This is a genomic window from aff. Roholtiella sp. LEGE 12411 (assembly GCF_015206995.1).
Taxonomy (GTDB): Bacteria; Cyanobacteriota; Cyanobacteriia; order Cyanobacteriales; family Nostocaceae; genus Komarekiella.
Genome location: NZ_JADEXR010000106.1, coordinates 1 through 20,644 on the forward strand (window position 1 = coordinate 1; position 20,644 = coordinate 20,644).

Genomic DNA, 20,644 nt, shown 5'->3' on the forward strand with positions numbered 1-20,644 from the left:
GCATTGGGGATTGGGGATGGGGCATTCGCCTTGGCGACTTTCTTGATTCCTTGTTTATGAACTGTAGTTGCAATTGGATTACTTTGGCGATCGCAGATTTGTTTACTGGAGGTGTCGTTACTATTCGGTATGTTCGCTTTGACCACACTTGGAATTGAAATAGGTTTTCACTGCTACTTTTCACACCGGGCTTTCCAAGCCAATACTCCTGTCCAGGTCATCCTGGCAATTCTATTGCAGGAAGCATACATATTCATTAATACTTGCGAAGGATTAAACGATGGAAATGCAGAATCTAGAAGTAAATACCATATCTCCGGTTTTAGAGAGTAGCAAAGTCGATACATCCAAGCCAATGCCAACAGCATCAGAGATTCAGGCTTGGATAGTTTCTTATGTAGCTAATCTATTGGAAGTAGATTCAGACGAAATCGACGTTACGATCCCTTTTGACCGCTATGGTTTAGATTCCTCAGCAGCAGTTGGTTTAACGGGCGACCTAGAAGACTGGTTAGGAAGAGAAATTGATCCAACCCTCATGTATGATTACCCAACTGTTCAGGCTTTGGTTCAGCATTTAAGCTCGCAGTTAAGAACTAAAAATTAACCTCCAATTTCTCAAACTTTAGTGCCAATACAAGTAGAAATTCTCAGCCTTATTCAGTGATTATTTCAGGAGAAAATCATGATAGTTGGAAAACCTCTAGATCGAAAAATTCAATCTTCAACGCTGTCAGAAGCACAGGGAACAAAGCACTCTCTAATCATCGAGAAAACTTTTCATAACAACACCAACTCAGACTATACAGAAAAACTCCGAGACTTAGGTAATGAGTTTAACTACGCTAGTAACAGTAATTATTACTGGAGTCCTCCCGAACTCTCACTTCTTTATGGCACGCCTCTCTACGATGCCATTTCTCCCTCACAAAAACTAGCGCTCAATCATCTTTATTGGGTCGGGAACTATAACCATACTGCGGTTAGCGAAGCCACTACGAGTATTTACAACATGGTAACATCTGGCGTTTTTCGCGCCGTCGGCGGTTACGAAACCCTCTGTAACGAACTAGATTTTGAAACTGATCAAGAAAGCTACCACATTCGTACCTTTCAAAAGATTGGGTACAAAACTAAAATGGCCATAGTCGGTAAAACCATATTGGGAAATTCCTTATATGGCAAATCAGATAAAGAGAATAATAATTGGCTTCAATCCTTAATTCCCCACCCTGTACGGGATTTTTTCACCTCATCAGGTAATGGGGATTCAACATTTACGGAATACCGAGACAATACTTTAAATGCGATCGCTAAAACGATGCTCAGTGATCAAAAACAGTATTACTCTCGGTATTTACAAGAATTAGAGCAAAGAGGCGAGCCGATTCCCGCACCAGCTGATGGTCTAGGAGGGCGAATCGCACCACGTCATTGGTTACGTTTCTTCACTGTTCACTGGGGAATGTCGCCGTTTATGGCGTGTCAGTATTATTCCTTGCGCTATACGGCTAATGCGATTCTCAAAAACCAAGAATATCCTTATGTCAGATATTTCCGAGAATTAGAGCAAAAAGGCGAGTATATCCCCACCCCAACAGCTGTCTCTTATTACCACTTATTAGACGAAGCTTTTCATACCACGATTTCTCAAACCATTGCCAAAGATATGTATAAGGATTTCCCGAAGCCAACTGCTTACGAGAAATTTGTATCTGGTTTGGCGATTTATATGGCGCAACGCAACCTGTTGAGCGGTCTTTCTGGAGTATTACCCGGTCGTTGCGTCTACGATGACCCGATGTTAATGGTCTTTTACTACAAACTCTTGAAATCTCCTCTATTTGGGATGGAAACTAAAGAAGCGCTCGATTGGATGGAAAAGTGCTTCTGTCAAGAACACGAAGGCTATCATGTCGGACTCAAATATCATCAAAGCCTCTTGGAATCTATGCGGAGATTGTTCGGTAGCTTAGACTATCAGTGGAAAATTAACCGCGAAATGGGCATTATGGCTGCTGGAGGCTCAATCAGCAAAGCACTTCAAAAGAATACTAAAACCTTTAAAGAGTTTTCCCAATCGGTCATAGAGCAACAGAGCTAGAAGGCGACTTTCATCGCTAAGCTAGCTAATATCCAAGTTGCACATTCACTGGCTAAGACCGTCATTAGTCATTTGTCCAAAGTCCAATTGTAAATCTCTTGACAAATGACAACCTTCATAAATGTGTATTAGCTTAGTCAGCATTGATTAATACTATTGGGCAAACAATACAGATGGAACCCATAGCAATAATTGGCATTGGTTGCCGTTTTCCCAAAGCGAAGAATCCCGAATCATTCTGGAAGCTATTGCGTAATGGTACAGATGCGATCGCATCCGTACCAAAAGAGCGCTGGGATATTGATGCCTACTACGACCCAAATCCCAACACACCAGGAAAAATGAGCACCCGTTGCGGTGGTTTTCTAGAGCAGGTGGATTTGTTCGACGCTGACTTTTTTGGAATTTCTCCTGATGAAGTCGAGCATACAGACCCCCAACAAAGATTATTTTTAGAAGTAGCCTGGGAAGCTTTAGAAAATGCTGGAATAGTGCCAACTAGTTTAGCTAGCACCCAGACAGGAGTATTTATCGGTCTATGTACCATCGATTATCATAGGCTTCTCTATAAAAATTTCTCTTGCATCGGATTACATAGTGGCACGGGAACAACTCCCTGCATTACAGCCAATCGCTTATCCTATTTACTGGATTTGCGTGGCCCCAGTATGGCAATAGATACTGCTTGCTCCTCGTCTTTGGTGACAGTCCACTTAGCGTGCCAGAGTTTACGAAACAGAGAATCGAATTTATGCCTAGCTGGAGGAGTAAACTTAATTTTATCGCCGGATTCGACCATCTCCTCGTCTCAGACGCGTCTGCTGTCATCTGAGGGTCACTGTAAGTCTTTTGATGCCAGCGCTGATGGTTATGTCAGAGGAGAGGGCTGTGGCGTAGTCGTGCTCAAGCGCCTCAGTGATGCTACCAGAGATAAAGACAACATTCTTGCACTCATCAGAGGTTCAGCAGTTAACCAAGATGGGCTGAGCAACAGTCTTACCGCACCCAACGGACTCGCTCAACAGGCGGTGATTCGTCAAGCTCTGGAAAATGGCAAGGTGCAAGCGGCAGACATTAGCTACATTGACGCTCACGCCGTTGGTACATCCATCGGAGACGCCATCGAGTTTAAAGCTTTAAAAGCTGCACTCATGGCAGGCCGCGAGCCAGATAGACCCTGTTGGATTGGCTCAGTCAAGACAAATATTGGTCATTTAGAAGCTGCTGCTGGGATTTCTGCTTTGATTAAAGTAGTCTTGTCGCTGCAACATGAAGAAATCCCCCCTCACCTGCATTTGAAGCAGCTTAATCCCTATATTTCTCTGGAAAACACCCCATTTTCAATTCCAACGGAGCTTCAGAAATGGTATCGTGGGAAACAGAGCCGTTTGGCTGGTGTAAGTGCATTTGGTTTTGGAGGCACCAATGCCCATGTCATCTTAGAAGAAGCACCAGTATCAACACCAGCGCCCATAGATGTTCAATGTTGCGGTCATTTAATCACACTCTCAGCAAAAAGTGATTTGGCTCTGCGAGAACTGGCACAAAGGTATGAAGACTTTTTCGCGTCTAATCCTGATGTATCGCTGGCAGATGTCTGTTTTACTGCCAACACCGGACGAACACATTTTGAGCATCGTCTTGGTATCGTAACTGAATCCATCGTGCAGTTACGTCAGCAGTTAAGTACTTTTATCGCTCAAAAGGAAATTCCTGGATTGTTGAAAGGTAAGGTAAAAGGCAGAAAGCGCCCAAAAATTGCCTTCTTCTTTCCTGGCGAGGGGATAGAATCTCGCTCCACGGGATGGCAACTTTATGATACTCAGCCCACCTTTCGTAGAGCTATTGATCGTTGCGCCCAAATTCTCCAACCTGACTTAGAAAAGTCTCTTTTTGAGATTTTGTATCCAGCCACCAAAGATTTTCTACCAGATACCTATAACCAAACTGCCCTCTTTGCTATAGAGTACGCCCTCGCCGAATTATGGCAATCCTGGGGGATTAAACCCAAAGTAGTTACGGGTTATGGTGTGGGAGAATATGTCGCTGCTTGCATAGCTGGCGTGTTTAACCTCGAAGATGCTCTAAAGCTGGTTACAGAACGAAGTCGTTTAATGCAAGCTTCTTTGGAGCCGGAAAAGATGGTTGAGGCTTTTGCAAAAATCGCCAAAGAAGTTAGCTACTCTCAACCACTAATTTCCCTAATTTCCAGTCTTCCTGGGGAACTGACGACAAAGGAAATAGCTACCCCAGAATATTGGTGTTGTCATTTGCAGCAGCCAGGAAAATTGACTGCTGGTATAGAGACTTTAGCAGGTGATCACGTATTTTTGGCGATCGCTTCCAAATTAACTTCCATACCAAAGCAAGCGGAAGTTTATTTATCTAGCTTGCGTCAAGGACAAGAGGAATGGCTAGAAATGCTCCACAGTTTAGGAGAATTATTTGTTCGTGGAGCAGTAATAGACTGGTCTAATTTTTACCAAGATTATCCTGGTTGTCGTCTTCAACTACCAACTTATCCTTTTCAGCGACAACGTTACTGGTTTAAAGCCACTGAAAATGGACACAAAGAAGCAACCGCATTAGAACACAATACTCAACCGCAGTTTGCTAACTTTCTACATTTAGGAGAAACCCAACAGATAGCTCAGTTGCTGGGGGAGACAGGTAATTTTTCAGAAGCCCAAATGAAATTAATGCCAGAACTACTAGAAGTATTAGCTAAGCAACAGATACAGCTATAGTAATCCGATTTGATTCGTGAACTGATTCGTAGAGATGGGGCATGGGGCATGGGGAATAGGGAATAGGGAATAGGGAATAGGGAATGGGGAATGGGGAATAGGAAAAAAGGGGGTTAGAGGTGTACGCAGTTTTTTCAAAAATCAAATAGGTATCTGATAGGAAATGGAACATCTGTTGACAAAGCAAGAGAGTAAAAGTAAATGGGAGAAACAACTTTGGAAAATCAACAAATCAGTACTAAATCGATGACAGTTGAAGATATGCAAGATTGGCTAACTTGTCAAATTGCTGAACAGATAGGAACTGAACCTGATGAAATCGATACTAGAGCACCTTTCGACAGCTACGGTTTAGATTCAGTACAGACAATGAACATTGCTAACCTAGGAAAGCAACACTTTGGATTGCAGCTATCTCCACTCATCATGTGGAATTATCCCAATGTGGAATCGTTGTCTCAATATTTATCTGAAGAATTAAAAGCTTCAGAATTAGAAATGTTTGAAATTTAAAAATCTCAGCCGGTTTGAAATAACTTTACATAACTGGAAAAACTATTTTTGAATTTTGAGTTGATTATGAACGTATCAGAACTATTGACAAATCTTACTGAGCAAGGTGTTCAGTTGTGGGCTGATAATGATAAGCTCAGGGTTAATTCTCCCAAGGGAATTCTGACACCACAGCTTCAGGCAGATATAACCGCACACAAAATAGAAATTCTCTCTTTTCTGCGTGAAAATAACAATGATTGTGATACTTTTATCCCTGATGGCCCGGGACTTAGCCTTCAAACAATTGGTCGTTTACTTGGTGGATTTTGCGATCGCTCGCCTATAAAATTCAAATCACCAATTATCGACCCCAACCTGATGGCGAAACAGATAAAAGTCACTTTTAGACCGTTACCAAAAGGGTTTAAAAATGAAATTCTCTCCAAGTTTAGAGAAGAATTAGAACTTAAGCTGCAAAACTATGGAGTAGAAATTGTCTCTTGGGAAGATGCAACCAGAGAATTTAACTATGAAATTGATATTCCCCTAACTAAGTGCAAGGAAAATATTAAGATGAGGTTTGTCAAAGCTGATATTAATGGAGTAATTGATGTTGAAAGACCTCAGAATTTAAAAGGTAAAATCAAAAGTATTATTGCAGAAAGTTTTTATCAATTCTATTGTAGTTTTATCTTAAAAAATCGCAAGATGTCGGTTTCGACAATTGCTAAGTTAATTGGCTGGGCTGAAGACCATGCAATGCAACGTCTTGAAGACCCCACATCTACCTTGGTAATTTTAATTGCAGAACTAGATAATAATTTTGTTAATTCAGAAGTTCCATATCAACAAAAAATAGCCATTGGTGTAAATACTTTAGTAAGGACGTTTTCGGAGATTGTCATTGGCGTATCTAGTAGCAATATTTCCATCTTAAATATGAATCTTTCCGATTCGTTGTTTTCTAGAGATAAATTTGATAAATTTGTTTTTAAATCTTTGATTCCTAAAATATATGTACCGATCGCACCTTTACCAATGAGTCGATTTGAGGTAAGTAAATACGATCCAAAACAATCTATTTATGCTGCTAAATTGGTAAAATTGAGTGAAAAACTAGCAGCAACCAGTTTATTTCCTTCTGGCTTTAAGCTAGGTGAAATTATTAAAAGAAAATCTCATAAAGATATTGTTGACTCGATTGTTAACGGTAGAACAGGTGTTTCTTACGGTTTTGTTGCTTATGCTGAAGCACCACAATACGTAGGCGATCGCGAAATATCCGCAAGTGAATGGGAAAATTTATTAGCTATAGAAGGATTTAGTAGCAATGAAGTCCGTCAAAATGATATAGGTAGACGATATGTAAAAACAAAAATAGCAAATCAATACTCCTATAAGCAAATTCCTGATATCTGGCTCGTTAGCTCTCGTTCCGGTTCAAATAAGACAGACTTAAGCCTTGAGCGCGATATTCTCAGAATTGGTTTGAAAAACAAATTATGTCTACAATTACCAGAAGGAATCGATCCAGCAGTAGTAGATATTAAACCTTCTTACGATCTCTACGTTTTGGTTGGTATTGCTCTGGCAGCAGCCTTATACACACCCGAACTAATTAAAGATGGCGCACCAATGATTCATTTTCACGGATATCCATCAAGTGAATGGTTTGAGTCAAACGAATATTGTACTGGAGTTGATAATCCTTCTGTACCTTGTGGAACTTACGAATCAGGAGTTTTCAATTTTCTTGGCATTCATAACTTAGCAAATAACAATGACAATATTACTTTAGCTAGCTTGATCGAACCAGATCACGGCACAAATATCATCACTAATGATTTAGAGTATTTATTAGCAAGATTAGAAACCGGAATTAAACAAGGAAAAATCGAATTAGGTGGAAAGCATTTTGCTTCTTTTACCGAAAATATAGCTAATAACTGATAACTGAATATGACAACCATAGCAGGCAAGACAGTAGTTTTAACAGGAGCATCACGGGGTATCGGTGTATTTATTGCTCGCGCCCTGGCGGAAAAACAAGCAACCATAATTGGCGTTTCGCGATCGCAAGAGGGGCTAGATAAAGTCTGTGCAGAAGTTGATGCTATGGGCGGTAAAGCGATGGGCATTTGCTTTGATATCAGCAATGTGGAAGAACTACCAATCTTGCAACGAAAAATTAATCGGCTTGCAGGTTCGGTTGACATTTTAGTTAATAATGCTGGCATAGAAATATATCGAGCTTTCCAAGATTATGCTCTTGCAGATCTCCAATCAGTTTTGTCAGTCAATTTACTTGCTGCTATGGAGTTAACTCGACTGGTATTACCGAGCATGTTAAATCAGGGTAGTGGTCACATTGTTAATATGGCCTCTCTATCTGGCAAAAAGGGACATCCTTACGACAGTGTTTATTCTGCAAGTAAAGCTGGTTTATTAATGTGGTCTGATGCTATTAGACAAGAGTTAGCTAGTGCTGGTGTGGAAATTTCTTCAATCTGTCCAGGATATGTTTCTCAACAAGGAATGCTCGCTGATACTGGTGTACCTGTACCAAGTTTTGGAGGTGTGTCTACACCAGCAGATGTGGCGAAAGCAGTAGTTAGGGCGATAGAAAAAAATAAAGCAGAAGTAATTGTCAATGGTAATCTCATCACGAAAAATCTGACCAAGGTGCTATTTGCAGTGGAAGAATTTTTTCCCCAATTTGGAGACGTAGTTAATCAGTGGATTGGCGTAAATAAGCTAAATCAAATGCGAATAAAAAATCAGAGCCGCGCCGAAAATTATCGGAAGAAATCGAGTTTAGTTAAATAAGTATTTAGAACAATCAAAAGGAATCACCAAGTTGAAATAAACAATAAAAACAATATATAGAGGAGATGGAATTAGATGAAAAAAGTATGTTTCATGATTTACGATATGGGCGGAGGCCACCGCAGCACTGCCAATGCTTTACAAGAAGTTATTAAAAAGCGAAAATTGCCTTGGGAAGTTCAAGTAGTCGAGGTTTTCAAAGAAATATTTGGAACAACTCAGCCCCAGTACATATATAACAATTTTGTACTGAAAAAAAATTGGGCAAAAATTATTAATGATCCCTTATCAGTTCCTTTGTTCAAGCTGCAAATTCGCTTGTGTCATTCTGCTTGGCTAAACCTTTTAAGAAAATATTGGCGCGAGCAACAGCCTGATTTAGTAGTTTCATTGCTCCCACTGGTAAACCGAGTGCTTTACGAAAGCTTACAGGCGGAACTACCAGGTATTCCCTTTGTTACTTCAATCACGGATTTTGCCGATTGTCCTCCTAACTTTTGGATAGAAGCTCAAGAGCAATTTCTCATCTGTCCTTCCCAACAAACAGTTAAGCAGGCGCAATCTTGCAATTATCCAGAGGAAAGAATTTATCAGACTTCAGGCATAGTAATTCATCCTCGATTTTATGAGCCTGTGAGTGGCAATCGCCAAATTGAAAGACAACGTTTGGGACTAAAGCCAGATTTACCCACTGGCTTAGTCATATTTGGTAGTCATGGCTCCAAAGAAATGATTGAAATTGCCGAACGTTTGGAGCAGTCATCACTAAATCTGCAACTCATATTTATCTGCGGACGCAATGAAGAACTAGCCAGAGATTTGCGAAATACTGAAAGTCGTTTGCCGAGATTTGTTGAAGGTTTTACAAGTCAAATTCCCTACTACATGCATTTATCTGATTTTTTCATTGGCAAACCGGGTAGTGTCGGAGTCAGCGAGGCTATAGCAATGAATCTGCCAGTAATTACAGAATGCAATAATACCATGACACTGTTTCAGGAACGAGCTAGCGCTGATTGGCTTGCAGATAAAGGGTTCGGTATTGTAGTCAATAATTTTCGCGATATTAACAAATCTGTTACAGAACTCATCCAGCCAGAGAATTTTGCTCGCTATCAGGCAAATGTCAAAGCTTACAACAATCGGGCTGTGTTTGAAGTAGTCGAGAATTTGGAAAAAATCCTCGAATATTCCAACTTAAAAGCTGTTCAAAAACCACTTCCAGTTTAAAGATGGGTCGAGTAGATCCGAAATTTTCTGGCAATTTCCCGAAATAATTGGGAGCAGCTTGATAGAGGCGATCGCGTTTGAATTTTTACATCAAATCAAGGAGCAATATGAAAACTATAGCAGGTAAAACAGTTGTTTTAACTGGTGCATCAGGTGGTATTGGAGCATTTATTGCTCGTGCTTTGGCAAAAGAACAGGCAACCGTAGTCAGCGTTTCTCGTGCTCAGAAAGGTCTAGATAAAATATCTGCTGAAGTCGAAGCTGCGGGCGGTAGAGGCATAAGTATTCCATTTGATCTCAGCAAATTGGAAGAATTCTCAGTTCTAGTTCAGCAGATCGAGCAACTTGCAGGCCCAATCGATATTTTAATCAATAATGCTGCAATCGAAAAATATCGACCTTTCCAAAAATACACCTTAGAGGATGTTCAATGTTTATTAACGACCAATCTTTTAGCTCCGATGGAGTTAACTCGTTTGGTGCTACCGAGCATGTTAGAGCGCAATAGCGGTCATATTGTGAATATAGCCTCTTTGGCTGGCAAAAAAGGAGCGCCTTATAACAGCATCTATTCAGCCAGTAAAGCTGGTTTAATAATGTGGTCAGATGCAATCCAGCAAGAATTAGCCAATACCAATGTCGGAGTTTCCGTAATCTGTCCTGGATTTACTGATGCCGGAATGTATCATGCTCTTGACATCACAGCGCCCAGCGCAGCCCACATTGCTCAACCAACAGAAGTTGCTGACGCAGTACTTCAATCCATTAAGCAAAACCAGAAAGAAGTGATATTGGATGGAGCCGCTTCCAAAATCTTATTTGCAATTTCACAAATTTCTCCACAATTTGGAGATGCCATTTATCGGCGGGTAGGTGTGGTCGAACTCAACCAAAGCTGTGCAGAAAAGCAAATGCACGAAGGAAATCTAGCTAAAAATTAAATTGTACCCAAGCTTATTACTTAAGTTAATAGGACTTACGCAACTGGCACACAAGGCTTCTGGTATAAGAGTCAAGGGTCAAGGGTCAAGAATGAATGGCACTAAGAAAAGATACAGCCCTTGCTCTGACTGGTTAAGAGCCTGGGGGCTGGGAACCCATTCTGGGAGGCTCCGCCTCCACTAGCTTGACAAGAGGCAGAGCCTCTTTAAACACTTCCCAGCCTGGGGGCTGGGAACGAGATGACACAAGCCTTTGGGCTTTTCTTAGTGCCATTCGGTCAAGAATCAAGATTTTTTGGACTTTTGACCTTTGACTCTGGACAACCTCTGGCGTTAAAAATATGACACTTGCGTAAGTCCTGGTTAAGACACCACTTACTTGAAAACAAAATCAAAATGCCTAACGGTCATTACGATGTCATCATCATTGGTACGGGTGCAGGTGGTGGAACTCTAGCAAATATCCTGGCACCAAGTGGAAAGAAAATTTTAGTTTTAGAGCGGGGGACTTTTCTTCCTAAAGAAAAAGCCAATTGGGATTCCAAAGAAGTTGTTCAAAAAGACCGCTATCGAACCTCCGAAGTGTGGTACGACAAAGACAACAAACCAGTGCGTCCATATACACACTATTTCGTTGGTGGCAATACCAAATTTTACGGCAGTGCACTGTACCGATTTCGTGAACGAGACTTTGAAAAAGTCATTCATCGAGATGGTATTTCACCAGAATGGCCCTTAAAATACCAGGACTTTGCTCCTTATTACACTCAAGCTGAAAGACTTTACGAAGTACATGGTCAGCGAGGTTTTGACCCGACTGAACCCCCAAGTAGTGAAGATTATCCCTTTCCACCAATCAGCCACGAACCATACATTCAACAAATCAACTATGCTCTTAAAGATAAAGGCTTTCATCCTTCTTACCAACCCCTTGGAATCAAGCTCAATGAAGTCAATCGGTTTTTAAGTGCTTGTATTCGTTGTGATACTTGCGATGGTTTTCCGTGTTTGATTGATGCCAAAGCAGATGCTGACCTTAACGGGGTACGTCCAGCAATGGTCTATCCGAATCTGACTTTGCTCACCGAAGCCAAAGTCTTGCGCTTGCAGACTAATGCATCAGGTCGCCAGATTACAGGCGTAGAAACAGAAATTGCAGGCAACAGCCAGATATTTTCAGGGGAGATAGTTGTTGTTGCTTGTGGTGCAATCAACTCAGCAGTATTGTTGCTCAAATCTGCCAATGACCAACATCCAGACGGATTAGCAAATAGTTCTAATCTGGTGGGGCGCAATTACATGGCCCATAAGTTTGGGGGAGTCGTGGCTTTGAGCATAAAACCCAATCCGGTAGTTTATACCAAAACACTTGCTGTCAATGATTTTTATTGGGGAGAAAAAGATTTTGATTACCCAATGGGAAACATCCAATTAGCTGGCAAAATCACTGAAGACAGAGCTGCCGTTTATCGACCACCTTTTATGCCCACCGGAGTAGCTAAGGCAGTGGCAAAGCGTGCTCTTGCTTGGTTCATCACAACTGAAGATTTGCCAGTTCCCAATAATCGCGTGCGTGTCAAAGATGAGAAAATTTTTCTCGATTATACCAATAACAATGAAGAAGCATTTAACCGTTTAATCAAGCGCTGGAAGCAAGTTTTAAAGTCTATTGACCCATTTTCAGTTTATGTAAGTACAAAAATGTCTTTGAAAGAAGTTGGACATCAGTGTGGTACTTGCCGTTTTGGTGAAGACCCTAAAACTTCTGTACTTGATGTTAATTGTCGTACTCATGACGTTGATAACCTTTACGTTGTTGATGGAAGCTTTTTTCCGTCTAGCGCTGCTTTGAACCCAACGCTAACGATTGTGGCGAACGCTTTGAGGGTTGGAGAGCATCTTATTGAAAGACTAAAATGATTGATTTACGTAGCTAATTAGCATGGGCTACTGTGTCAGCATTCAATAGAAAAACCACTTTCTCGTAATTATCGAAATCCGAAATTTTAAACATAAATATTGCCGAATTTAAAACTAAAAATAGACCTCTTCCCTTTCAAAAAAATGCCTAACGGTCATTACGATGTCATCATCATTGGTACGGGTGCAGGTGGTGGAACTCTAGCAAATATCCTGGCACCAAGTGGAAAGAAAATTTTAGTTTTAGAGCGGGGGACTTTTCTTCCTAAAGAAAAAGCCAATTGGGATTCCAAAGAAGTTGTTCAAAAAGACCGCTATCGAACCTCCGAAGTGTGGTACGACAAAAAAGGCAAAGCAATACATCCACTTACGCACTATTTCGTTGGTGGCAATACCAAGTTTTACGGCAGCGCACTGTACCGATTTCGTGAACGAGACTTTGAAAAAGTCATTCATCAAGATGGTATTTCACCAGAATGGCCCTTAAAATACCAGGACTTTGCTCCTTACTACACTCAAGCTGAAAGACTTTACGAAGTACATGGTCAGCGAGGTTTTGACCCGACTGAACCCCCAAGTAGTGAAGATTATCCCTTTCCACCAATCAGCCACGAACCATACATTCAACAAATCAACTATGCTCTTAAAGATAAAGGCTTTCATCCTTCTTACCAACCCCTTGGAATCAAGCTCAATGAAGTTAATCGGTTTTTAAGTGCTTGTATTCGTTGTGATACTTGCGAAAGCTTCCCGTGTTTTCTCGATGCCAAAGCTGATGCTGACGTTAATGGTGTACGTCCAGCAATGGCCTATCCGAATCTGACTTTGCTCACCGAAGCCAAAGTCTTGCGCTTGCACACTAATGCATCAGGTCGCCAGGTTACAGGCGTAGAAGCAGAAATTGCAGGCAACAGCCAGATGTTTTCAGGGGAGATAGTTGTTGTTGCTTGTGGTGCAATCAACTCAGCAGTATTGTTGCTCAAATCTGCCAATGACCAACATCCAGACGGATTAGCAAATAGTTCTAATCTGGTGGGGCGCAATTACATGGCCCATAAATATGCGGCGGTGGTGGCTTTGAGCATGAAACCCAATCCTCTAGTTTTTCCTAAAACACTTGCTGTCAATGATTTTTATTGGGGAGAAAAAGGTTTTGATTACCCAATGGGAAATGTGCAATTAACCGGCAAAATCAGTGAGGAGAAAGCTGCCATTAATGGACTACCTTTTGTGCCTAGGGGAATATATAAAGCCGTGGCAGATCGTGCAGTTGGTTGGTTTTTGATGACTGAAGACTTGCCAGATTCCAATAATCGCGTGCGTGTCAAAGATGAGAAAATTTTTCTCGATTATACCAATAACAATGAACAAGCATTTAACCGTTTAATCAAACGCTGGAAGCAAGTTTTAAAATCTATCGAATCAGATAAAAAAAATGGCTCATCTTCACTTTATATTACGACAAAGTTTTCCTTAAAAGATGTTGGGCATCAGTGTGGTACTTGCCGTTTTGGTGAAGATCCCCAAACTTCTGTACTTGATATAAATTGCCGCACCCATGACATTGATAACCTTTACGTTGTTGATGGGAGCTTTTTCCCGTCTAGTGCCGCTTTGAACCCAACGTTAACAATTATAGCGAACGCTTTGCGGGTTGGAGAGCATCTTATTGAAAGACTAAAATGATTGATTTACGCAGCTAATTAAAATGGGCATCTAATAAGGTAATGACCTTCTAAAAATCGTTTAAATCCAAAACTTTAAACATAAATATTGCCGGATTTAAAACTCACATCTATCTATGCTGTCGAAAAAATAATCGGAGTGAAATCAATGATATTTGATTGGCTGATCATAGGGGCGGGATACTCAGCCTGTATAATGGCTGAACGGATAGCGACTCAGTTAGGTCAGAGAGTACTAATTGTAGAACAACGAGATCACATTGGCGGAAATGCCTACGATTACTACAACGAACATGGCATCCTAGTTCATAAATATGGGCCGCACATCTTTCATACTAAGTCGAAGAAAGTTTGGGATTATCTATCCCAATTTACGGAATGGAGACACTATTATCATCATGTGCTTGGAGTGATAGAGGGAAAGAAAGTCCCTATTCCTTTTAATTTAAATTCCCTCTATGCACTGTTTCCGCCAAAATATGCAGAGAAGCTAGAAAATTTACTTTTAGAAAACTTTGGTTTTGGAGTCAAAGTACCAATTTTGAAACTGCGTGAGAGTACCAGCGGAGAATTAACTTTTCTAGCTGATTACATTTATGAAAATGTCTTTCTCCACTACACCATGAAACAATGGGGGGTGAAACCAGAGGAACTTGATCGAGGAGTTACAGGACGTGTTCCAGTTTACATCAGTCGGGATAACCGTTACTTTCAAGACCCCTACCAAGCTATGCCCAAGCTAGGGTATACCGAAATGTTCCGTCGGATGTTGGCTCATTCCAATATTAAAGTACTGTTGAACACAGATTACCGCGAGATTATCAACGACGTTAAGTTTAATCGGATACTCTGCACTGGGTCAATTGATACTTTTTTTGATTACATGTATGGAGAATTGCCCTATCGAAGTCTGCGCTTTCAATTTGACACTTTAGATCAGGAATTGTATCAAGAGGTTGGTACAGTTAATTACCCTAACGACTACGACATTACCCGGATTACTGAGCAGAAGTATTTGTCGGGACAAACCTCCGCCAAAACTACTTTGGTGATGGAATATCCTCAAGCTTATATACCAGGAAAAAATGACCCATATTACCCTATTCTCAACGAAGACAACCGCGATCGCCTGAGCTTATACCTCAAAGAAGCAGAGAAACTCAACGGAACTGTATTGTTTGCTGGGCGACTTGGAGACTACAAATACTATGACATGGATCACGCAGTGGTTCGGGCACTGGGTTTGTTTGAGAAAGAAATAGCAAATTTAAAGTAGAAAAATCATATTTAACAAACAACACACCATAAAGAAGACTAATGGAACCATTATCATTGCGATCGCATCCCAACAAAAAGTTTCAGATTAATGTTGTAACTGCATGGTATGGTGGAGCACATTACGCCACCTGTTATGCAATACGCTCCATAATTGAGCAGCAAAAACTACCTTGGGATGTAAGGATTACGGATGTAGACGAACTGGTAGAAAGCCTTACAAAAGAACAAAAGATTGTGGATATCTATAAGCTGCTATCAGGAGTGACAGGAGGTGAATTATACAACAAGGTGCTGAAAAATGGTTGGACATGGCTTTTCCCGCTAATCGTGAGCCTAGATAAACTACTTTTTAGACTTAATTACAATGTCGGTGTCGAGTTTTTTGCGGAATATTGGCGTCAGCAACAGCCAGATTTAGTTATTTCTTTATTACCTTTGTATAACAAAGGACTATGGGAAAGCTTACAGAAGGGAAAACCAGACACCCCCTTAGTGACCATTTGTCTGGATTTTGCCGATTCTCCACCTGGTTTTTATATAGAACCAGAAACTGGAAATTATATTGTCTGTGGAACCCAAAAAGCAGTCGAGCAAGCTAATGCTTTAGGAGTGCAACCAGAGCGAATTATCCAAACTTCAGGAATGATTATTCACCCCCGCTTTTACGAACCTCTTGCAGGCGATACCTGCGGCGGGCTAGACCTACGCCGTACTGAAAGAGAACGTTTAGGTTTAGACCCAGACTGTCTTACAGGAATTGTATTATTCGGGGGGTTTGGTTCTAAAGTAATGCTAGAAATTGCCAAGCGTCTGGAGTGTTTTCAACAAAAGCTACAACTCATCTTTATTTGCGGACACAATGAAGAACTAGCTTTGGCTCTAAATGAGAGCAAAGGTATCCAGAAGAGGTTTGTCACTAGCTTTACTACAGACATTCCGTACTATATGCATCTTTGCGATTTTTTTATTGGTAAACCAGGCCCTGGTAGCCTCAGCGAGGCACTGGTTATGAAATTACCAGTCATTGTAGAACGTAATTTTGCCACACTACCACAGGAACGATACAACACTGAATGGATTCAACACAAGGAGGTAGGTTTGGTACTCCGCAGTTTTCGGGATATTGTTGGGGCAGTTGAAAAGTTTCTTCAACCGGAAAATTTTGCTCACTACCGTGCAAATGTCGCCGCTGTGAACAATCAAGCTGTGTTTGAAATTCCTGATATTTTGCAGCGGATTCTGACTACTAACGCCCAAACAACAGCGACAGAATTACTCCAGCAGAGGTAGTGACAGCCATGAATCAAAGTCGTGTGCAAGCGATCACACTCGGAGCAATGTGTTTCGCCATGTTTATGACTAATCTCGACGATACGGTCATAAATGTGGCACTTCCCAAAATTCAGATGAGTTTGGGTTCTGGTGTGTCGGGATTGCAGTGGATTCTTAACGCCTATACCTTGCCTGCTGCTAGTCTAGTCTTGACGAGTGGAACATTGGGCGATATTTACGGGCGTAAGCGAGTTTTTCTGACAGGATTAGTCATTTTCACCATCGCTTCTATAATTTGCGGTTTTGCTCCCAATCTAAATATTTTGATTGCTGGGCGAGTTCTTCAGGGAATTGGTGCTGCTGCTTTAATTCCAATTTCTTTGTCTATCCTGACGCATACATTCCCTGAGCCGAAGGAACAGGCTAAAGCGATTGGTTTGTGGTCTGCGGTGTCAGGACTTGCTTTAGTTGCAGGGCCTTTGGTGGGTGGACTATTAGTAGATAGTTTGGGGTGGCAAAGTATTTTCTTTTTGAATGTACCACTTGGTGCGATCGCCTTTGCTATATCTTCCCGTGTTGTTCCAGTGATCAATCCGAAAAAGCAAAGTCTTGATTTGCCAGGTTTGGTACTCAGTATCGTCTTTTTAGCTGCTCTCACCTATACACTGACTGAGAGCAACAACGGAATATGGCAATCTCCACTGGTTGTGTGGCTGCTAACAATTGCCGGACTCAGTTTTGTAGCATTTTTGGTTGTTGAGTCTTACAGCAGCCATCCGATGTTGCCACTACATTTGTTTCGCAACCCAACTTTTACTGTAGTCAATTTCGTCTCGATTTTGCTCTTTTTCACGATCATCAGTTTGCTGTTCATTTTCAGCCTTTTCTTGCAGCAAGTGCAGGGTTATTCAGCAGCAGCAGCTGGTGTACGTTTCTTGCCGATGAACGCAGCTTTTGTGACCGCATCGCTCTTTTCCGGATGGATTGCGGCTCGCCTTGGGTGGCGCTTTACCATGACGACGGGACTGATATTGGCAAGTATAGCTACATTGTTGTTTACCCAAATCAATGCCGATACTGAGTATGCAAAAATCTTGTGGAGCCTCATGCTCTCAGGCTTTGGCAGTGGTTTGACACTCCCACCTTTAACAGCAGCAGCTCTAAATTCAGCACCCTCAAGCAAAGCGGGAATTGCCTCAGCGCTACTGAATATGAGTACCAGAATCGGCGGTGTCTTGGGAATTGCTATACAAGGAACGATTCTTACACAATGGCTGACTTTAGACTTGAAGCGATCGCTAATGTCTTGGAATTTACCTTACAATCTTCAGGAGCGACTGATCGCTGATGCTTTACACGGTGGAGCTAAAGTTCCCAGTGACCTCCCAACTAATATTTCTTTGCTTGCTTGGCATCAAGCATTTGGCAATGCCTTCGTTTCAGGACTTCACGCTGCGGTACTAGTAGCAAGTGTTGCTCTTTTAGTTGGGGCAATATTAATTCTGGTCTTTGTTCCATCGACTTTTAATCAATCTTCTACTTATAAAAAATGAGAAAGACAGAGAGGTTAAGAGAGGTTAAATGTATAAAAGTTTTTCACCCAACGTAAATTACGCCTCCATTGGCAAATTGTATTTCCAAACAATTCAAATCCTTGAAACTTAGAGGTAAAACAAAATGGCTGATTTCAATCTTATTGTCTCACTATTTACTCCTGGCAGCGATCTAGCTACAGGAGACCCTAATGCAGAGTTTGAAGCCGTTTTTGCACGGGCTGGCAACGATGTTATTTACGCTTACGATCCTGGAGCAAACAATAATGAAAAGCGAAATATTGATTTTCTGTTTGGTGACATATTTGATAATTCACAAGCAGAGTATGAAATCATTGTAAATATTCAAAATACTCAGCAAGGTGGTAATCCCTTACTGATTCTGGATAGGGATATACCATCAATAGGGGCAGATAGATTTGTGCTTGGCGATGAGAATCGACCCTACTATACAGATAATAGCGGACTCTCAGATTCTTTAATAAAAAAGAACTTTCTTGGTTTAAATGAGTTTGCTGTAATTTATGATTTTAGCCCTGCTCAAGATACCATACAACTCAATGGAAAACCGGAAGACTATCGAATAGTAGAAGTTAATGGATTAAAGGTTGAAGGAATCGCACAACCTTTTTCTGGAAAGGCAATCTTTTCGCTACAACAAGGAAAACCTGATCTCGTTGGTTATGTAATTTCAAAGCCGGAAGTTGATTTAAATTTAAATGACAAATATTTCAAATTTGTCGGTAACAAACCACAAACCAAACCTAGTATCAAAAAGATTAGTCAATTAGGGACTACTGGTATAGATTTCAGCCTTGCTGCTGCTACAGATAGTTCAGGCAATGTTTACATAACAGGATCTACTAGTGGAGCATTGCAAGGAACTAATAAAGGTTCTACAGATGTCTGGGTAGCTAAATATGACAATAAAGGGAAGCAGTCGTGGCTTAAGCAAATTGGCTCTGCCGGTGCTGAGTCAGCCTATGCCGTCGTTACAGATAGTCAGGGTAATTTCTACCTCGCAGGACTCACGGGAGGCGATTTATTTTCCCCTAAAGAGTCAGAAACTCAGGATGCTTGGGTAGCTAAATATGACAGCAATGGCAATGTTTTGTGGAGTAAGCAGATTGGAGTTAAATCGACTGGAGGTTATGCTAACAGTGCTTTTGGACTCGATGTAGATAAAGCAGGCAATGTTTACATATCCGGATTAGCAATTAAGGAAAATACAAGAAGAGATATCTTCAATTTTAATGTTCAAGATGATTCTTGGGTGACGAAGTTAGACAGCAGTGGCAACCAGCAGTGGTTTAGAGAAGTTGGAAGTTTTTTCTTTGACGAATGTTATGACGTAGCCGTCGATAATGCAGGTAACTCTTATCTGACAGGATGGACTCAGGGCTTAGTAAAAGAATCAGACCCATCACGACAACTTTCCAAATACGATGCCTGGTTAACAAAGGTGAACTCTACTGGTGAAGTGCAGTGGACTCAACAGTTTGGCAGCAAAAATGAAGGTCTTGATTTTGCATGGGCTGTTGATACTGATAGTAAGGGCAATATCTACACTACAGGATGGACAACAGGTGAGTTAGGAATAAAGGATCAAAAAAGTAGTAAATCCGAGTCTTACGATATTTGGCTAACTAAATTTAGTCCAGATGGAACTCAGCAGTGGGCTAAACAGTTTGGCTCTAAAGGTGACGATGGCACCTTTTTATCCGACATGGAAATCGACTCAAAAGATAATATCTTCTTGACGGGATATACCAACGATAAGTTAGGAAAAGGCACTAAAGACTCATCTTATAACGCCTGGGTAGCAAAGTTCGACACCGAAGGTAGCAATAAGTGGATTCAACAGTTTGGCAGCAAAAACAATCTTGATTACCCTACAGGTCTTAGTGTTGATAGTTCTGACAAGCTTTATGTAACTGGATTTACTGAAGGCTTTTTAGGGAGCAGTAGTGCGGGAGCTAATGGCGCAGGTGTAGATGGTTGGTTAGCTGAGTTGGATGCAAATAAAGGAAACTTGAAAAAATTTACTGGCAATGCTAAGAATGTCGTTAGCGTTCAAAACCCTAGTGCAATCCCTGTTACTGATGTCAGTACTGAGCTTGTGACTGACGAAAAACTCCCCACTGGAGATAATCGCATTAACCCTGCTGCGGGGATAAGTATTAATAGCACTAGCACTAACTCTACTTTGGCGAGAAGTGCTAGCACCGACACTACACTCAACTATGGACAAATCGTTTCTGGTCTTGCAGGTGTATTTGACTCTAATGCTAAAAACTCTTTTAATACAGTCTTGTCTGAGGGAGTTGCTAGTGGTAATGCCCCCTTCCTTAATAGTAATGATTTGAACTTTTTACAAGCGTAAATTTTGAGTGGTGTGTTGGAGAGGTATGAAAAACTCCATCCACAAGGGGATGGAGTTTTTGGGCATGGGGAGCTCGGGCCCCCTCCAATACGGTTCAGTTAAGGCTAAAAATCATGTAAATTAAGCATTGTTCCCAAGCATGGAAGTTGAGTGTGGTGCATCTCAAGGATTTCTCGTTGGTGTCTCCTGATATACAAACTGAGGAACTGC

Annotated in this window: 14 protein-coding genes; all 14 read left to right on the forward strand. The window is 41.2% G+C overall.

The genetic code is table 11. The features are described 5' to 3' along the window. The first annotated feature begins 280 nt into the window (after positions 1-280). The 14 genes from IQ246_RS20475 to IQ246_RS20540 all read left to right on the forward strand — a co-directional run bounded on the left by IQ246_RS20475 (position 281) and on the right by IQ246_RS20540 (position 20,434). The gene (locus IQ246_RS20475) at positions 281-607 is read left to right on the forward strand and encodes an acyl carrier protein (protein WP_194005177.1); all 327 of its coding nucleotides are present in this window, start codon (positions 281-283) and stop codon (positions 605-607) included. A gap of 78 nt (positions 608-685) precedes the next feature. Beyond that, the gene (locus IQ246_RS20480) at positions 686-2,104 is read left to right on the forward strand and encodes a hypothetical protein (protein ID WP_194005178.1); all 1,419 of its coding nucleotides are present in this window, start codon (positions 686-688) and stop codon (positions 2,102-2,104) included. Positions 2,105-2,277: 173 nt separating this feature from the next. Further along, the gene (locus IQ246_RS20485) at positions 2,278-4,851 is read left to right on the forward strand and encodes a type I polyketide synthase (protein WP_194005179.1); all 2,574 of its coding nucleotides are present in this window, start codon (positions 2,278-2,280) and stop codon (positions 4,849-4,851) included. Between the two features lie 201 nt (positions 4,852-5,052). Beyond that, on the forward strand, positions 5,053-5,364 hold the full coding sequence (locus tag IQ246_RS20490) for an acyl carrier protein (protein ID WP_194005180.1): 312 nt from the start codon (positions 5,053-5,055) through the stop codon (positions 5,362-5,364). Between the two features lie 66 nt (positions 5,365-5,430). Beyond that, positions 5,431-7,296: a hypothetical protein gene (locus tag IQ246_RS20495; protein ID WP_194005181.1), complete on the forward strand. Its 1,866-nt coding sequence runs from the start codon at positions 5,431-5,433 to the stop codon at positions 7,294-7,296. A gap of 9 nt (positions 7,297-7,305) precedes the next feature. Further along, entirely contained in the window at positions 7,306-8,172 is an 867-nt protein-coding gene (locus tag IQ246_RS20500) for an SDR family oxidoreductase (RefSeq protein ID WP_194005182.1), read from the forward strand. Between the two features lie 75 nt (positions 8,173-8,247). Continuing rightward, positions 8,248-9,402 (forward strand): glycosyltransferase, encoded by a 1,155-nt coding sequence (locus IQ246_RS20505; RefSeq protein WP_244142102.1) that lies wholly within the window; start codon positions 8,248-8,250, stop codon positions 9,400-9,402. 107 nt (positions 9,403-9,509) lie between these two features. Next, complete coding sequence (locus tag IQ246_RS20510) at positions 9,510-10,343, forward strand: SDR family oxidoreductase (RefSeq protein WP_194005183.1); 834 nt, start codon at positions 9,510-9,512, stop codon at positions 10,341-10,343. Positions 10,344-10,739: 396 nt separating this feature from the next. Beyond that, complete coding sequence (locus IQ246_RS20515; RefSeq protein WP_194005184.1) at positions 10,740-12,263, forward strand: GMC oxidoreductase; 1,524 nt, start codon at positions 10,740-10,742, stop codon at positions 12,261-12,263. 144 nt (positions 12,264-12,407) lie between these two features. After that, complete coding sequence (locus IQ246_RS20520; RefSeq protein WP_194005185.1) at positions 12,408-13,949, forward strand: GMC oxidoreductase; 1,542 nt, start codon at positions 12,408-12,410, stop codon at positions 13,947-13,949. 147 nt (positions 13,950-14,096) lie between these two features. Continuing rightward, entirely contained in the window at positions 14,097-15,224 is a 1,128-nt protein-coding gene (gene glf, locus IQ246_RS20525) for a UDP-galactopyranose mutase (protein WP_194005186.1), read from the forward strand. 41 nt (positions 15,225-15,265) lie between these two features. Beyond that, a complete protein-coding gene (locus tag IQ246_RS20530) occupies positions 15,266-16,516 on the forward strand; it encodes a glycosyltransferase (RefSeq protein ID WP_194005187.1) in 1,251 nt (416 codons plus the stop codon). Positions 16,517-16,524: 8 nt separating this feature from the next. Then, positions 16,525-18,051: an MFS transporter gene (locus tag IQ246_RS20535; RefSeq protein ID WP_194005188.1), complete on the forward strand. Its 1,527-nt coding sequence runs from the start codon at positions 16,525-16,527 to the stop codon at positions 18,049-18,051. Between the two features lie 124 nt (positions 18,052-18,175). Next, positions 18,176-20,434 (forward strand): SBBP repeat-containing protein, encoded by a 2,259-nt coding sequence (locus IQ246_RS20540; RefSeq protein WP_194005189.1) that lies wholly within the window; start codon positions 18,176-18,178, stop codon positions 20,432-20,434. Positions 20,435-20,644: the final 210 nt, after the last annotated feature.